The sequence below is a fragment of the Janthinobacterium rivuli genome (genome assembly GCF_009208735.1).
Classification (GTDB): domain Bacteria; phylum Pseudomonadota; class Gammaproteobacteria; order Burkholderiales; family Burkholderiaceae_D; genus Janthinobacterium.
In genome coordinates, this window is record NZ_WFLJ01000005.1 from 83,373 (window position 1) to 98,443 (window position 15,071).

Below are 15,071 nucleotides of genomic sequence, written 5' to 3' on the forward strand. Positions count from 1 at the left end.
GATCGGCTTGCCATGCCGGTGCTGGCGGTGCGGCTTCCGGCTACAGGTAGATGCCGCCGCAGACGACGGTCTCGGCCAGCTTTTCGCAGTACATCACCTTCGGCTCGATCTTCTTGGTTTCCGGATTCGTGAATTTGTATTCCTGCCAGAACGTGCCCTTGCTCTTGGCCAGGTCGACGCGCTCCTTGACGAAGGCCTTGCCGTCGATATCTTTCAGGTCGATCAAGTTCTTGCCCACCATTTTCGGGTTGGCGCCATGCGCGGCGACCGTGCCGTCGAGCTTATAGACGACCAGGTACAGGTCGTGCAGGATGAATTGCGGCGACTTGGCCGTGATCTCGCCATACGCCTTGGCGTCGCCGGCGCTCTTGATGTAGGCCACGCCTTTCTTGACCATGGCTTCGGCGTCGGCACGCGTGGCGCCTCCTTCGGCAGCGCTTGCCACACTGGGCAGCGCTGCGGCGGCAAGCATGAGCGACAGGCAAACGGCAGGGGCGAACTTGGGCATGGGAATCTCCTTCACAGTGCGGCTGGGGGAAGCCGGCGGGGGAACCGGCGCGGTAAGGCGGCGCCTCTCGAAGTGCCGACGGCTCATGGTAGCGCGATGCCAGTGGGCATGCGCTGGTGCAACAGATATTTTTTCAGACGGGCGTTTTTGCAACAGCGCGTGCACATTGCCGCAATGGATACTTCATAGGAGAAAGGAGGCCGCAGCCTATCGTGTCGATAGTGTGGCGCGTGCGCCGCGCTACCAGTTGGCCGGGTCTTCCGCCGCCGCGCGCGCCAGGTCCTCGCGCCAGTCCTGCAGCACCAGGCGGTAGATATCGGCAAAGAAGGCGCGCGGGTCGTCCATTTCGTCCCATCGAGAGGGCAGGGCGTGGGTGCTTTCGGGGTCGTGTTCGAGGATGGCCTGGAAATCGTAGGCGGGATCTTGTAAGGCCTGCGCCAGCACGGCCACCAGCGCATGGCGGTGGCGGTAGCTGAGTTCCTTGTATTGCAACGTGATGTCGCGCCGTATCAGCGCCGCGCGCTGGACAGGATCGTTCATGTCCCAGGTGTCCAGTTCCACGCCCAGGGTTTCTTCGCGGTCATACACGTCAAAGGGACCGAGGAAATGGTGCAGGGTGGGAACGTAGAGGGCGTCGCTCCACGGGCCGCGCAATCCTTGTTGCATGCTCACTTCCCGCTCACGCGCATTCAGGCAAGGTCCAGCCTTCATAACCCAGGTCGGTCGGGTAGATGGCGCGGTTCTGGCCCCAGCGGGCGTGGTCGAGGATGCCGTCTTCATGCATGTCCAGCACCCATTCCGTGCTTTCCAACAAAGTGCCATCCTTGTGATACACGCGGAAGAAGGTGGACGTGCTCAGCGCGCGCACGATATTCTGCGGCACGCCGTTGCCATAGTGCGGCACATAGGTCTTGATCACGCACGTGCCCTGGTCGTTCCACTGCTGGGCATACACGGTGGCATTGCGCGCCGCGCTCACCTTGATGAAGAGCCAGCCTGCCAGCAGGATGAGGAACAGGAAGGCGGCGGCGATCAGGCCGGTTTTCTTGAGTAGCTGCATGAGGTCATGGCATGGCCGAAAACGAAGTTGCCGCATTGTATGTCAAGAGCGGAAATACTTGCTGCACAGCACGTACGGCAAGTATTTTCCTGCGTTGCTGTCTACTTCGCCAAGGCCGCCTGCAGGGCGTTCGCCATTTCCAGGTGATGTTGCAATGCTGGCAAGGTTTTCGTGGCAAAGGCCTTGATGTCGGGATCGCTCGCCTTCTGGCTGGCGTCTGTAAACAGTTTCACGGCGTCCTTGTGCGCGGCCACGCCGATGCTGGCCGCGTATTCCTTGTCGAATTGCTGGCCATCCAGGCGGCTCAGCTTGTCGATCTGCGCCTTGTGCCGGGCGCCAGGCTGGTCGCTGACCTCGATCTGCTTGCTGCTGGCAAGCTGTTTCAGCTCGTCTGCCACTTTCGCGTGGTCCGTGACCATGGCATCGGCGAATTTCTTCACCTCGGGATGGCTGCTCTTGCTTTGTGCCAGTTTGCTGGCTGCGATTTCCGTGCTGCCCGCGTCGGCGGCCTTGCTGAGGAATTGCTTGTCGTACGCGCCCGGCGCGGCAGCGGCGATGCTGTTGATGGCGATGCCGCTCAACAGCGCAACGGCGGCGCCGATGGCCACGCTCTTCAGGGAGGGGGTACGGGAACTGGTGGTGGAGATACGCATGGGATTTCCTTTCAGTATGGTTTTTTCTACAAGCTGATGGCAATGTTAAGCCCGCAGCCTGCGCACACCCATAGGACGCGTACGACGATTCCCGTAGGACTAGTCCTGTTCGTTAGCGCACAGTTCCACTTGTTTCAGCGCAAACAAGGCCGTGATGCCGGCATCGCGGCGCCAGGCGGGCATGCCGATATCGAGCCACTGCGCCATCGCGTCCAGGTGGGACGGTTCGGACACGCTGTGTTCGAGTTCATCGAGCACCGTGTCGCGGTCGATATACAAGCTGTCCAGCCAGGCGTCGAACGAGGGGGCCAGCTCCATCAGGCCGTGGGCGCGCTTGCCCGTCCAATCCGGCAACTCCTGCACGTAGGCCAGCACGCGGCCGCCGCCTTCCTCCGTCAAATCCAGGTAGACCATGGAATTGCCGCCATCGCGGGCGAACGGCAGGATGCGCACCGGCATGTCCGTATGCTGGCGCGCCGCACGGATTTCTCCGACCAGCGTTTCATCGCAGAAATCGCCCTCGTCAGCGCTGAAAAAAGTATTGAAGCCCATTTTTTCCACGCCGCCATTGCCATCCGGTACATCGCAGGTGTAATCAAACCAGGCGCCGTTGGCCACTTGCAGGAAGGCCAGGAAGGCGGGCGGCAAGGGCGCTTCCAGCAAGGCTTCGATGGCGGCGATCTGCTGCGCCGTGGGGGCAGGCTTGGCGCCCTCGAGCGCCAGGTGGCGGTATTGCGTGTAATAAGTCATTGATTATCCTTGTAGTTTTCTTGCGACCGCCACACCGTCCTCGCAGCCCGTCTCCACCTTGGCCAGCGCATCGACGAGGCCGGCGCGCAGCACGGCCATCGAGCGGGCCTTGTCGTCGATCTGGGCAATTTTCGTTTCCAGCATGACCCGCTTGGTGGCCGCGTCGAGCGCATTTTCCTGCCAGACGGCAATGACTTCGGCGATTTCCTTCAAGGTAAATCCCAGCGCCTTGGCGTGGCCGATCAGCTCGATGCGCCGCAGCGCCTGCGCCGAATATTCCTTGTAGTTATTCGTCATGCCCGGCTGCGGTGCCTCATCCAGCAAGCCCTGGCGCTCGTAGAAACGCACTGTGTCCTTGCTGACGCCCGTCAGGCGGGTGATTTCTCCGATGCGCATAGTTTTTTGACTTTCTACTAATTTGTGGAACGCGAAAAATGTGCAGGGCAAGGCGTATTGGCGCAGACAGTACGTTAGTACGGCAAGCCAATGCAACGCAGCCATGCGCAGTTTTTTGCGTTCCACGCTTGACCGTGGACTAAAGTCTACAGTTTACAGTGAAAACCTCATCTACTCCACACCACTGCCATGACCGCTTTCAATTACACCAACCAGACCGTGCTGATCACGGGCGCCTCGTCCGGCATCGGCCGCGTCTTTGCGGAAACCCTGGCCGCGCGCGGCGCCCATTTGCTGTTGCTGGCCCGCTCCGGCGCCGTGCTCGACAGCCTGGCCAGGGAACTTTCCCAGCGCCACGGCATCCGCGCCCACGCGCTGGTGGCCGACCTGAGCCTGCCCGGCGCGGCCGCGCAAGCCCACGCGCAGGCCTGCGCCCTGGGCATGCCGCCCGATGTGCTGATCAATAACGCGGGCTTCGCCACGCATGGCAGGTTCGAGAGCATCAACCTGGCGCGCCAGGCGGCCGAAGTGACCGTCAATTGCACGGCCCTCATGGAACTCACGCACTGCGTCCTGCCCCACATGCTGGCGCAGGGGCGGGGCGCCATCATCAACGTGGCGTCCACGGCCGCCCTGCAGCCCGATCCCTACATGGCGATTTACGGCGCCAGCAAGGCGTTCGTGCTGTCGTTCTCGGAAGCGCTGTGGGCGGAAAACCGCAGCCGCGGCGTGCGCGTGCTGGCCCTGTGCCCGGGCGCGACGGAAACGGCCTTCTTTGACGTGGTGGCCGCGCCCGAGGCGGCCGTGGGCAAGCGCATGGCGCCGCAAGACGTCGTCGATGAAGGCTTGCGCGCGCTGGACCAGGGCCGCAGCAGCCACGTGGCGGGCAGGCCCAACCGCCTGCTGGCCTGGCTGCCACGTTTGCTGCCGCGCCAGACCGTGCTGGGCATCGTCGAGGGCATGCTCAAGCCGAAAACGGCGTAGCGGTCAGAAGACCATGGTGGCGAACATGGCCAGCACGGCCGTCGCCATGACGAGGGTGGCCAGCCAGCCCAGCGCCCGCAGGCGTCTTGAAATGGTGAGCGTCCCCATGATGGCGGGGCGCGATGCCATCACCATCATCAGGGCCATGATGGGCACGGAAATGACGCCATTGATGACGGCGCTCCAGTACAAGGCCTTGATGGGGTCGAGCGGCGTGAAGCACAGGGCCGCCCCGATCACGGTGGCCGTGACGATGATGCCGTAGAACTTCTTGGCCGCCCTGGGCGCCAGTTCCAGGCTGTTTTTCCAGTGAAAGGCGCCGGCCATGGCATAGGCGGCCGAGCCGGCCAGCACGGGAATGGCCAGCAAGCCCGTGCCGATGATGCCCAAGCTGAACAGGGCGAAGGCGAATTCACCGGCGATCGGGCGCAGGGCGGACGCGGCTTGCGCCGACGTGTCGATATGCGTGATGCCTTGCGCGCCCAGGGTCACGGCCGTGGTCAGCATGATGAAGAAGGCCACCAGGTTGGAAAAGCCCATGCCGATGGCCGTGTCCATCTTGATGCGCTGGAACTGCCGTGGCGCCTGCTCCGGCGCGCGGCGCAAGGCTTGCGCGCTGGAATCGGCCTGCAAGTCTTCCACTTCCTGCGATGCTTGCCAAAAGAATAGATACGGACTGATCGTCGTGCCGAACACGGCCACGATCATGGTCACCGAGGCGGCCGACCAGGTGAACCGGGGCCAGACGGTGCGCAGCGCCACTTCGCCCCAGGGAATGTGCACGGTCAGCACGGTGGCCACATACGCCAGCAAGCCCAGAGTCAGCCATTTCAGGATGCGCACGTACCGTTGATAGGGAATGAAGACCTGCAGCAGCAGGGACAGCAGGCCGAAGGCCACAGCGTACAGGTGGGTGGGCCCGCCGATGATCAGGGTCATGGCGTCGCCCATGGCGGCCACGTCGGCCGCGATATTGATGACATTAGCCAGCAGCAGCAAGCCGACGATGGCGTACAGCAGGGAACGGGGGTAGTGGCGGCGGATATTCGTCGCCAGGCCGTGACCGCTGACCCGGCCGATCTTGGCGCTGATGACCTGGATGCCCAGCATCAAGGGAAACGTCAGGCACACCGTCCACAGCATGCCGAAGCCGAACTGGGCGCCCGCCTGCGCATACGTGGCGATGCCGCTGGGGTCGTCGTCGGCCGCGCCCGTGATGAGGCCGGGACCCAGCTTGCCAAGCCAGGTGTCGGAGGGGGCCGCCGGCTGGCGGACGGCGTCCGCGCGGCCGCTGTCGTTCTGCATGCGTGGCTCCTGTGTGGTGGAGCGAGCAGCGTATCACAGGCGGGCGGCGTCCAGTAGAGACGCCGCCGCAGGAGGCACGATTCAGTAGCGCGCATCCTTGGGCTTGCCGCCCTTCGGCCAGTCCTTGACCTTGTCGGGGAAGTCCGGGCGCGGCATGTGCGTAAAATATTCGGCCACGTCGACGGCATCCTGGTCGGACAGGTTGCCCTGGCCCAGCGGGAATTTCTGGCCGTGGCCCATCACCATGTTGGCCTTGACGAAGCCGGCCGCCGTGTAGGTGCGGGCCATGCCGGCGCCGATATTGAAGGAGCGCTCGCCCCACAGCGGCGGGAAGGCGACGACGCCGTTCGCACCCCGGATGCCTTCGCCATTCGCGCCATGGCAGACGGCGCATTGCTCGGCATACACTTTTTTGCCATGCACGGGGTCGGGCAGCAGCTTGCGGTCGAGCTTCGCCACGCCGCGTCCCGGCACCTTGTCGTTCGCTTGCGTGGCGCCCTTCATCCAGTCGATGTAGGCGACCATCGCCTGCAGGTCGGGACCGTCCACGGGCAGCGGCTTGCCGTGCATGGAGCGGCGGAAGCAGCCGTTGATGCGCTCGCCCAAGCTGATCACCTTGCCGGCACGGGGCGCTTCCGACGGGAAGAAGGCGGAAATGCCGAGGAAGGGCGAACCGTTGGCCACCGTGCCGCCATTCAGGTGGCAACTGCTGCAATTGAGGTCGTTGCCCACGTTGTGCGGCAGGCGCGCGCGGGTTTCCGTCATCAGCTGCATGCCGTGGATCAATTGACTGGCATTCGGATCGGCCGTCAGGGCGGCGAAGCGGGGCGTGACGAAGCCGCCCGCGTCCGGTGCCTTGAGCTTGAGCTCCTTGCGCACCTTGGCGATCTGCGCGGGCGTGACGGGCGCGCCCTGATTGCCCCATTTGCCGCGCACGAAGGTGAGGATTTCCGCCAGTTCCGTGTCCGACAGGCGGTCATACGCAGGCATGCCGAACGAGCGCGGCGACTGCTGCGTGACGGCCGACTGCCAGCCCGTCAGCGCAATATGGATGACGGAGGTGGCGTCCTTCGATTGCACGGAATCGTTTTGCGCCAGCGGCGGGAAGATGTTGTCGACGCCACGGCCGTCGCGGCGGTGGCAGGTGGCGCAAAACTGCAGGTAGCCGAGGCCGCCGCGCGTGTTGTACAGCGCATCGTTGCTGGCCGCGACAGCAGGCGCCGGTTTGCTCTGCGGCATTGGGGCGCCGGGCTTGGCCGGCAGGCCGTGCAGGTAGTGGGCCAGCGCATCGAGGTCGGCATCCGTGAAGTATTGCGTGCTGTGCGTGATGACTTCCGTCATGCTGCCGGCCGCCGTGCCGAAGCTGTTGCGGCCCGTTTTCAGCAATTGCACGATGTCGGCCGGCGTCCACAGATTGCGCAGGTTCACCGCGTGCCAGCCGTCGAAGGTGAAGCCGGACAGATAATGCTTGCCGCTACCGCCATCCTGGCCCATGGTTTTTTCCTGGAAAGCCACGCCGCGCGGCGTGTGGCAAGAGCCGCAATGGCCAAGCCCCTGGGCCAGATAGCTGCCCCGGTTCCACATGGCCGACCTGGCACTGTCGGGCTTGAATGGCGCGTCGTCGAGAAAGACGGCGTTCCACAGCGACAAGCCCCAGCGCATGCTGAACGGCCATTTCATGTCCGTCTCGCGGTTTTGCTGCGCCACCGGCGCCACGCCGCGCTGCAAATACGCGTACAGGGCCTGCATGTCGTCGGGCGTGATCTTCGCGTAAGAAGGGTAGGGCATGGCCGGATACAGATTGTGCCCGTCGGCCGCCACGCCCTTGCGCATGGCGCGGTCGAATTGCGCGAAGGTGTACGTGCCCAGGCCCGTCTTCGCATCCGGCGTGATATTCGTGCTGTAGATGGTGCCGAACGGCGTTTTGAGTTCCAGGCCGCCGGCCATGGCGGCGCCGTTCGGGCTCGTGTGGCAGGCCACGCAGTCGCCCAGGCGGGCGACATACTCGCCGCGCTTGATCAGCTCGGCCGACGCCGTGGGCGCAGGCGCGGCCCAGGCGCTGGCGCAGAAGGCCAGCATGCCCAGGAGCAGCAGCCAGGTCGTGATGGGAAAGAAGAAGGCAGAAGGGCGGCGCGAGCCGCGATGCAGGAAGGAAATGGCGTTCATGGTGACCCTTTATTATTACGCGCAAGCTTACGCATTCGTCACCACGGCGAAAATTGGGAGTTTCTTTCGATTAACTAGGTAATCTTCCCTAGTGTTTTCGCCTGAAAAATCGTGTAGGCAGCCTACAAGCTGCCCATGATGCGCTCGCGCAGCCAGCGGTGCGCCGGGTCCAAATGCATGCGCTCGTGCCACACCATGGCCATCTCGTAATCGGGCAGGGTGACGGGCGGCTCCCACGTGCGCAGTGCGCCCAGCGCGTTTTTCAGCAGGCGCGACGGCAGCAGGGCCACCATGTCGGACGCCGCCAGCAGGGGCGGGACGATGAGGAAATGCGGCACGGACAGCACCACCTTGCGCGTACGCCCCAGCTGTTGCAGCGCCGTATCGACGTTGCTGCGAAAGCCGCCGCCATTGGGCGAGACGACGATGAATTCCAGCGCGCAGAATTGATCGAGGTCGGGCGGCGATTGCAGCAGCGGGTGGTCGCGGTGGCCCGCCAGCACGTAGTGTTCCGTGAACAAGGTACGGTGGCGCAAGCCGGGCGGCGCTTCTTCCTGCGCCAAAAAGCCCAGGTCGACCTGGCCGTTTTCCAGGTCGTGCGCCATGCGCGCCGGCACCGCTTCGAACACGGCCATGCGCGACAGCGGCGCCTGCGCGCGCAGGGATGGCAGCATGGGCAGCAGGATCGCATACTCGGTGGCGTCGGCCGCCGCCAGGTTCCAGCGCACCTGGGCCGTGGCCGGGTCGAATGCCGATTCCGGCTGCAAGACTTGCTCCAGCTGGGCCAGCACGGCTTGCAGCGGCGCGAACAGGGCCAGCGCGCGCGCCGTGGGCAGCATGCCGCGCGGGCCGGCCAAGAGCAGCGGATCGTCGAAGGCGGCGCGCAGCTTGCCCAGCTGCACGCTGACGGAAGGCTGGCTCAGGTGCAGCCGCGCGGCCGCTCGCGTGACGTTGCGCTCGATCAACAGGGCGTTGAGGGTCAGCAGCAAATTCAAATCCAGCTTACGCAAATTGTCCATGGCTATACCTAGTATTTACTTTATTCATTTCCGCAATGATAGCGCAAACCCTACAGTAGTTCCTGTGCTTTTCATTCTTCACCTTTTACAGGAACTAACCGATGCAACTCCATGAATATACAAGCTTTGATGGCCTGGGACTGGCCCAGCTGCTGCGCGACGGCGACGTCTCGGCGGCCGAATTGCACGACGCGGCCGTGCGCGCCTCCGCCGCCGTCAACCCGCGGATCAACGCCGTGGTCGAGCTGTGGCCGCCGGATTTGACTGCCATCGACAGCACAGCGCCGTTCGCCGGCGTGCCATTCCTGATCAAGGACGTGGCCGTCACAATGGCGGGCCGGCGCAGCGAGGCGGGCAGCCGCCTGGGCGCCGGCCATGTCGCGTCCTGTGATTCCCACCTGATGACGCAGTTCCGCGCAGCCGGCCTGGCGACGTTCGGCCGCACGAGCACGCCGGAAATGGCGTTTGCCACCACCACGGAACCCGTGCTGTACGGCGCCACGCGCAATCCGTGGGACTTGGCATTGAGCGCGGGCGGCTCCAGCGGCGGCGCGGCGGCGGCCGTGGCGGCCGGCATCGTGCCGCTGGCCCATGCGACGGACGCGGCCGGTTCCATCCGCGTGCCAGCCGCCTCGACGGGCTTGTTCGGCTTGAAACCGAGCCGGGGACGGGTCTCGAACGGCCCCGCCATGGACGAGATCTTCAGCGGCCTGGGCGTGCAACTGGGCGTGAGCCGCACCGTGCGCGACAGCGCCGCCTTGCTCGACGCCGTGCAAGGCGTGATGGTGGGCGAGCCGTATGTGACGAGTCCGCCCAGCCACAGCTGGCTGTCGCAGGTGAGCCAGGAACCGGGGAAACTGCGCATCGGCGTGCAGCGCACCGCCTGCAATGGCGCCCGGCCCGTGCCTGCCGTCGAGGGCGCGCTGGACGCCACCGTGCGCCTGCTGGAAAGCCTGGGCCACCACGTGGAAGAGGTGCAACCTGCGCTGGGCGTGTCGTGGGAGGCATTCGTGCACGCGAATGCCGGCATCTGGTGCGCCAATCTGGTGCCGTGGATCGACGCCCTGGCGCAGGAAAGCGGACGCGGCGTGTCGCTGGAGACCCTGGAAGCGGCGACCCTGGCCTGTTACCGCCATGGCAAGATGGTGTCGGCTGTCGATTTCGTGGCGGCCCTCGACGTGCGCAACACGGTCACGCGCCACGCCGGCATCTTGTTCGGCAAGTACGACGTCTTGCTGACGCCCACCTTGCCGGATCTGCCGTGGCCGCTGGGCCGTTATGGCGAAAAGGAGCAACAGCTTGACGGTGTCGGCTGGACGGCGCGCCTGTTCGAGCATTCGCCCTACACGCCGCTGGCCAACGTGGCGGGCTTGCCCGCCATGTCCGTGCCGCTGGCCATGTCACATGAGGGTTTGCCGATCGGCATGCAGTTCATGGCGGGCTATGCCAAGGATGGCGTGCTGTTGCGTCTGGCGGGCCAGCTGGAGCGGGCGGCGCCGTGGGTGCAACGGCGGCCGCCCGTGTGGACAGGGCTGCATCTTAGAGATTGGTAGGTGGGTTCGTACTGACGATTCCTCAATGCATGTCCTAACAAGCATTCTCTATAAATCCCGTCACCAGAAAATCCCCTAATGAAATTTTGAATTTAATGGATGTCTTGATATTATCAAGCTGACAGTATGAAAATTAGCCATGCAATAAATTATGGCATCTACCATTAACTCAATACAATTTAAAAATGGAAAAAATTTTAGAAAAGAAAAATGAAGTGGGTGAAGCATGTGAAATGATACTAAGAATTTCGAAAATGATAGGATTCTTCGGTTCGATTTGTGGCTTTCTCTATCTAATCGCCTACACCCGCAATGCCGGAATACCATTTCCTGTCGAGTTGAACGTATTACCGACCCTGTTGTTATTGCTTGGCATAACCTCGTTGGGAAGTGTAATTATTCTTTCCTGTGGAGTGATGATACCTGCGTTCATTGCTGATGACCCATTGGGAGTAATAAAGAAATATTTCTTGGCACGTGATGTTTCAGGAAATATGATGAGGACACGCATCCTCCGGCACGCGTTGTGCTCCTTGCTTCCAATGATAACAACACTGCTTGGACTGTTGTTGCAGATGGATATATTTAGTAAAGATAGTCGCAACCTTTTTGGTACCATTGTACTATTTTTGTTTTCCATTATATGGATTGTTGCTACACCTTTCTTTATCCCAGCCTTCAAAGATAAATTTCGCGAGTACTATTTCACAATCTTTACGCAAACCTTTTTTTCCTTGTTTGGCTATTGTGTATTTATCCTGCTAGCTATCCTTACTTTTCCTGAAATGGATGACTGGCCCGCATGGAAAGGATGCTTGGCTGTTCTTGCCGTATTTTCACTCATTCACGTCATGATCACGCTCCCTAGCGATAAGTCTGTTGCTGGCCGTATTTTGGGCGGTGATTTGTTACCTGCGAGCATGAACTATGAGGCAAGATCTTCGGCTTCAGCTATTTTATTTTTTGTTATTGCTGCCGTAATATTCTCGATATTCAGATCGCCACTCAATGCCAGAATTGGCAGAGCAGTGCTTTATAATTTTGGAATTGGCGGTGGAATACCGGCAATAATCTGCCTTAAAACTCCAGCCTCATCCACTGTGTTGCAGCGAATAAAATTCTCCGAAGACAATTGTTCCGAGTCTGTCCAAATATTATTTGACGGAGGAGATAAGATATATGTTGCAAAAATTCCAAAGGAGGATAGATCCATGGGGAAAAGAAGATGGACTGAATTCGAGCCTGTTTATTTCCGACAGGACGAAATTAGTCAAAAAATATACCTATCTCAAGAAATAAAGAAAGCAGAATCCTCTGCTGTCAAAAAAATACAATAATATTAATTGTGATTTTTCTAGGTGGAGCTGCCCGAAAAATATTTATTAGCAAGCATTTGCGTACACTATTTTTTAAGGACGCATCGAAGCATGTATTACCGTATGTTATCCAATGTGCGCGTCGTACTAATATTTCACTAAAGGGCACCCAATGGGGTGCCTTCATTGCGTACCAAGTGCAAACGAAATCTTTCCCACAGCCGGTCGTGGAAGGGCAGGACGATCACGTTGCAGATCGGCTCGACCACGGCCAGCAAGCCGCCGAAGGCCATGGACCCCGTGGCCCAGTACATGACGCCGAAGGCCACGCCCATGTGCAGGCTCGTCTGGCTGAGTTTTTCGCCGGCCAGGGCGACAAAGCCCAGGCGGCTGGCGGCGTAGCGGCGGCGAATCGCGTGCCAGGCTTTTTCATGCCACGGCAACAGGGCCACGTTGATGATCGGTTCGATGATCGCGGCCAAGCCACCGAGCGCCAAAGACCCCGTCAGCAAATAGGCGAGGCCGAAGGCGATCGACATGTGCGTGCAGACCTGGCTGAATGTTTTGATGGCTGTGAACAAGGGATGCTCCTTTTCTGTTGAATTCGCTTATCTTTGATTTAGATGGTAACGATTCTCATTTACAAAAGGAAGTAGAATATTTCAACCGAATCCATAGATTGAAACTATGGATCTGGAAATATCAATTGCCCTGCTACGGGTAGATCCCCGCTGCAGCCATCGCCGTCAGCGTATCGCCGTCGCTTGCGACCACACGGCTTGCCAGCGTCCCTCGCGCCGCTCATAGCTATCGATGTGCCAGTAGCGCGAGCGGGGCACGGCCTGGCCGGCGAAATGGATTTCAAGCTGCGCCTGATAGCGCAGGACGGCCGCATCGCCATGCAGGCGCACAGCGATCTCGCCCGGTTCCCAGCTCAGATAGCGCATGTGGCCCGCCGCGATGGCGCCCATATATTCCTCCCGGGACAGCAGGCTGCCGATGGGTGTGACCAGCTGAAAATCGTCGGCGTGCAGGGTGCGGGCCAGCGCCACGTCGCCGTCAACCAGCGCGCGCAGGCGGCCGCGTTCAATATCGCGCAACTGTTCCTGCATGGCCGCTTCGGAGCCAGGGTGCTGTTCTTGCATGATTCCATCCTTCGCTGTGGGGGATTGACACTTTGACGTAATTTGTCCAAAATCCATGTTGACACTATATATTCAAAGTGTCAACATGCCCGCATGTCACTCCACACCCTCAAAACACAACGGATACTCGACGCGGCGCTGCCCGTGTTTTGCCGCTACGGCTACCGCAAGACGTCCATGCTCGACATCGCGCAGGCGGCCGATATGTCGCGCGCCGCGCTGTACCTGCACTTCAAGAACAAGGAAGACGTGTTTCGCGCCGGCTCCATACGGGCGCATGCCGCCGTCATGGCGCAAGTGGCGGCGGCGCTGGCCCAGTCCGGTCCCGTCTTCCCGCGCATTGAAACGGCGCTGCTGGCATTCCAGCAAGGCTTGATGGCGGAAATATCGTCCAGCGCTCATGGACAGGAATTGTTCGATGCCAACATGGCCCTGGCCGCCGACATCACCTTGAACGCGCGGGCAACCCTGGTGGCAAAGCTGGCGGGCGCGCTGGAACAGGCCGAAGCGGCGGGCGATATCGCGCTGCGCCGGGTGGACGCGAATGCCGCGCAAGTGGCCGCCTTGCTGGTGGCCAGCATGGACGGCATCAAGCACACGCAAGGGGGAGGGGAGGCGTTGCGCCAGGGAATCGCCCTGCACATGCGCGTGCTGGGCGCGGCGCTGCTGCGCATGTGAGCGGCGAAGCTCCCATGCGCAGTGGGGCAAAGGCTGTTACGGCAAGGTTTTCAGCACATTCTTTGTCGGCACGGAGAAATTATAGTTGTCGTGGCGGTCCCAGTTGATCGACCACGTCATCACGCCGCGGAAGTCCGGATACGCTTGCAGCGGCTTGATGGTGCCGCAATTGAGCAGGCGCGTCAGGCAATTCAGTGCATTGCTGACGTCGGCATTCGTCGTGAAGCCCGAGCCGGCCGAACTGCGCCCCGACGGCACACCAAAGCCCACCTGGTCAGGCCGCAGGCCGGCGAAGGTATTGCCGCCATAATTGAATCCTTCGATCAGCATGCGCGCCGTGGCCACCAGCTGGTCGGCAGAGCCCGCCTTGATGGCGCCCGTCGCGTACGGCGTGTAGATGTCGCCATTGTTGTAGTACTGCGGGTGCAGCACCGTCAACTCGCTGCGCAAGGCATTGATGATGGGAATGTAGGCGCCCCAGATGCTGCCATAGCTCGTGTATCCCCCTTCCACATACACCCATTCCGGCGCCATCGACAGGTAAAAGCTGTTGCCGACCTTGGCTTTCAGGTTTTTCACGGCGATCGGCAGATAGGTCTGGATGGCCGCGCCTTGCGCCACGCCGTTTTCCAGGTCCAGGTCGATGCCGTCGAAGCCATATTTCGTGATGATGGCGTACAGGCTGTTGGTGAAATTGGTCGCTTCGGCCGTGTTGCCGACGGAAACGGAACCGTTTTGCCCGCCCAGCGACAGGATGACCTTCTTGCCCTTGGCCCGCTTGGCGGCCACGTCGGCGATGAATTGCGCTTCCGTGCCCGCGCCCGGATCGATGGTCAGGCTGACGTTGCCGCCGCCCGCGTTGTCGCCGAACGAGACGACGATCACATCCCAGTCGTCGCTGACCTGGCTGATCGGATACGTGGCGCCGCTGGGGTTGGTGAAATTGTGCCAGTAGCCGATCAGCGCATGCTTGGCCAGGCCGGTGGGCGTTGGAGTAGGCGTCGGAGTAGGTGTTGGAGTCGGTGTTGGAGTAGGTGTTGGAGTCGGCGTGGGTGTCGGGGTTGGCGTAGGAGTGGGTGTCGGCGTGCCGCACTCTCCCACCGCCGTCCAGGGCTGACCGCTGCCGGCGCCGCCGCTGCTGGTCGACGGGTTATTTCCTTGCGTCCACCAGTTGGCCGTGTAATTGACGTTGTTGTAGCTGGCCTTGCCGCCGCCGTTGTAGGCGGTGCCGCTGCTCCACGGTGAAAAACAGGCGACCGCTTCCGTCGAGGCGGCCAGCAGTTGGCTCGTGCCGCCGCTGCCGCCACCGCACGCGGCCAGGATGCCGCCGAAGAGGGTAAGGATGAGGGTATTCATGACTGTCCGGTTCATTGCATCTCCTTGTATATTTTTTGACCGACCGGCTGGACACCGTCCGATTTTTTCAGAGTGCAAGCATTGCAGGTGGTAGTCAACTGGTTTTATTCTTTGCGCAAGATCACAATACCAGTTGACATCTGGTCCCGGAAGAAGGGCGATGCGGACCATACCAGTGGCTG

Annotated in this window: 16 protein-coding genes; 4 read left to right on the forward strand and 12 right to left on the reverse strand. The window is 61.4% G+C overall.

The window, feature by feature from the left end; genetic code table 11:
- Window positions 1–40 precede the first annotated feature (40 nt).
- The 6 genes from GCN78_RS07950 to GCN78_RS07975 all read right to left on the reverse strand — a co-directional run bounded on the left by GCN78_RS07950 (window position 41) and on the right by GCN78_RS07975 (window position 3,367).
- Window positions 41–508 (reverse strand): cache domain-containing protein, encoded by a 468-nt coding sequence (locus tag GCN78_RS07950; RefSeq protein ID WP_152251227.1) that lies wholly within the window; start codon window positions 506–508, stop codon window positions 41–43.
- A gap of 240 nt (window positions 509–748) precedes the next feature.
- Window positions 749–1,174: a hypothetical protein gene (locus GCN78_RS07955; RefSeq protein ID WP_152251228.1), complete on the reverse strand. Its 426-nt coding sequence runs from the start codon at window positions 1,172–1,174 to the stop codon at window positions 749–751.
- Window positions 1,175–1,187: 13 nt separating this feature from the next.
- Window positions 1,188–1,568: a hypothetical protein gene (locus GCN78_RS07960; protein ID WP_152251229.1), complete on the reverse strand. Its 381-nt coding sequence runs from the start codon at window positions 1,566–1,568 to the stop codon at window positions 1,188–1,190.
- A gap of 101 nt (window positions 1,569–1,669) precedes the next feature.
- Window positions 1,670–2,221: a DUF4142 domain-containing protein gene (locus GCN78_RS07965; protein WP_152251230.1), complete on the reverse strand. Its 552-nt coding sequence runs from the start codon at window positions 2,219–2,221 to the stop codon at window positions 1,670–1,672.
- A gap of 99 nt (window positions 2,222–2,320) precedes the next feature.
- Window positions 2,321–2,971, reverse strand: coding sequence for an SMI1/KNR4 family protein (locus tag GCN78_RS07970; RefSeq protein ID WP_152251231.1), 651 nt, complete (start codon window positions 2,969–2,971; stop codon window positions 2,321–2,323).
- Window positions 2,972–2,974: 3 nt separating this feature from the next.
- Entirely contained in the window at window positions 2,975–3,367 is a 393-nt protein-coding gene (locus GCN78_RS07975) for a MerR family transcriptional regulator (RefSeq protein WP_152251232.1), read from the reverse strand.
- Window positions 3,368–3,556: 189 nt separating this feature from the next.
- Here GCN78_RS07975 and GCN78_RS07980 point away from each other — a divergent pair, with 189 nt between their 5' ends.
- On the forward strand, window positions 3,557–4,351 hold the full coding sequence (locus tag GCN78_RS07980; RefSeq protein WP_152251233.1) for an SDR family NAD(P)-dependent oxidoreductase: 795 nt from the start codon (window positions 3,557–3,559) through the stop codon (window positions 4,349–4,351).
- Between the two features lie 3 nt (window positions 4,352–4,354).
- Here the strand turns inward: GCN78_RS07980 and GCN78_RS07985 are convergent, their stop codons facing one another.
- From GCN78_RS07985 to GCN78_RS07995, 3 genes are all read right to left on the reverse strand, one after another.
- Complete coding sequence (locus tag GCN78_RS07985) at window positions 4,355–5,656, reverse strand: NRAMP family divalent metal transporter (protein ID WP_152251234.1); 1,302 nt, start codon at window positions 5,654–5,656, stop codon at window positions 4,355–4,357.
- An 81-nt stretch (window positions 5,657–5,737) separates the two neighbouring features.
- Entirely contained in the window at window positions 5,738–7,735 is a 1,998-nt protein-coding gene (locus GCN78_RS07990; RefSeq protein WP_152251411.1) for a c-type cytochrome, read from the reverse strand.
- A gap of 209 nt (window positions 7,736–7,944) precedes the next feature.
- Window positions 7,945–8,841 (reverse strand): LysR family transcriptional regulator, encoded by an 897-nt coding sequence (locus GCN78_RS07995; protein WP_152251235.1) that lies wholly within the window; start codon window positions 8,839–8,841, stop codon window positions 7,945–7,947.
- 101 nt (window positions 8,842–8,942) lie between these two features.
- Here GCN78_RS07995 and GCN78_RS08000 point away from each other — a divergent pair, with 101 nt between their 5' ends.
- Both GCN78_RS08000 and GCN78_RS08005 read left to right on the forward strand, forming a co-directional pair.
- Window positions 8,943–10,394, forward strand: coding sequence for an amidase (locus tag GCN78_RS08000; protein WP_152251236.1), 1,452 nt, complete (start codon window positions 8,943–8,945; stop codon window positions 10,392–10,394).
- A gap of 185 nt (window positions 10,395–10,579) precedes the next feature.
- Window positions 10,580–11,731, forward strand: a complete 1,152-nt coding sequence (locus GCN78_RS08005) for a hypothetical protein (protein WP_152251237.1) — start codon at window positions 10,580–10,582, stop codon at window positions 11,729–11,731.
- Between the two features lie 137 nt (window positions 11,732–11,868).
- Here the strand turns inward: GCN78_RS08005 and GCN78_RS08010 are convergent, their stop codons facing one another.
- Both GCN78_RS08010 and GCN78_RS08015 read right to left on the reverse strand, forming a co-directional pair.
- On the reverse strand, window positions 11,869–12,291 hold the full coding sequence (locus GCN78_RS08010; protein WP_152251238.1) for a DUF2061 domain-containing protein: 423 nt from the start codon (window positions 12,289–12,291) through the stop codon (window positions 11,869–11,871).
- A 165-nt stretch (window positions 12,292–12,456) separates the two neighbouring features.
- Window positions 12,457–12,855 carry a nuclear transport factor 2 family protein gene (locus GCN78_RS08015; protein ID WP_152251239.1) on the reverse strand — a complete coding sequence of 133 codons (399 nt, stop codon included), beginning with the start codon at window positions 12,853–12,855 and terminating at the stop codon, window positions 12,457–12,459.
- A 93-nt stretch (window positions 12,856–12,948) separates the two neighbouring features.
- On the opposite strand from GCN78_RS08015, the gene GCN78_RS08020 reads away from it, so the two are divergent.
- On the forward strand, window positions 12,949–13,533 hold the full coding sequence (locus GCN78_RS08020; RefSeq protein ID WP_152251240.1) for a TetR/AcrR family transcriptional regulator: 585 nt from the start codon (window positions 12,949–12,951) through the stop codon (window positions 13,531–13,533).
- A gap of 36 nt (window positions 13,534–13,569) precedes the next feature.
- Here the strand turns inward: GCN78_RS08020 and GCN78_RS08025 are convergent, their stop codons facing one another.
- On the reverse strand, window positions 13,570–14,904 hold the full coding sequence (locus GCN78_RS08025) for a chitinase (protein WP_226939524.1): 1,335 nt from the start codon (window positions 14,902–14,904) through the stop codon (window positions 13,570–13,572).
- Between the last annotated feature and the right edge of the window lie 167 nt (window positions 14,905–15,071).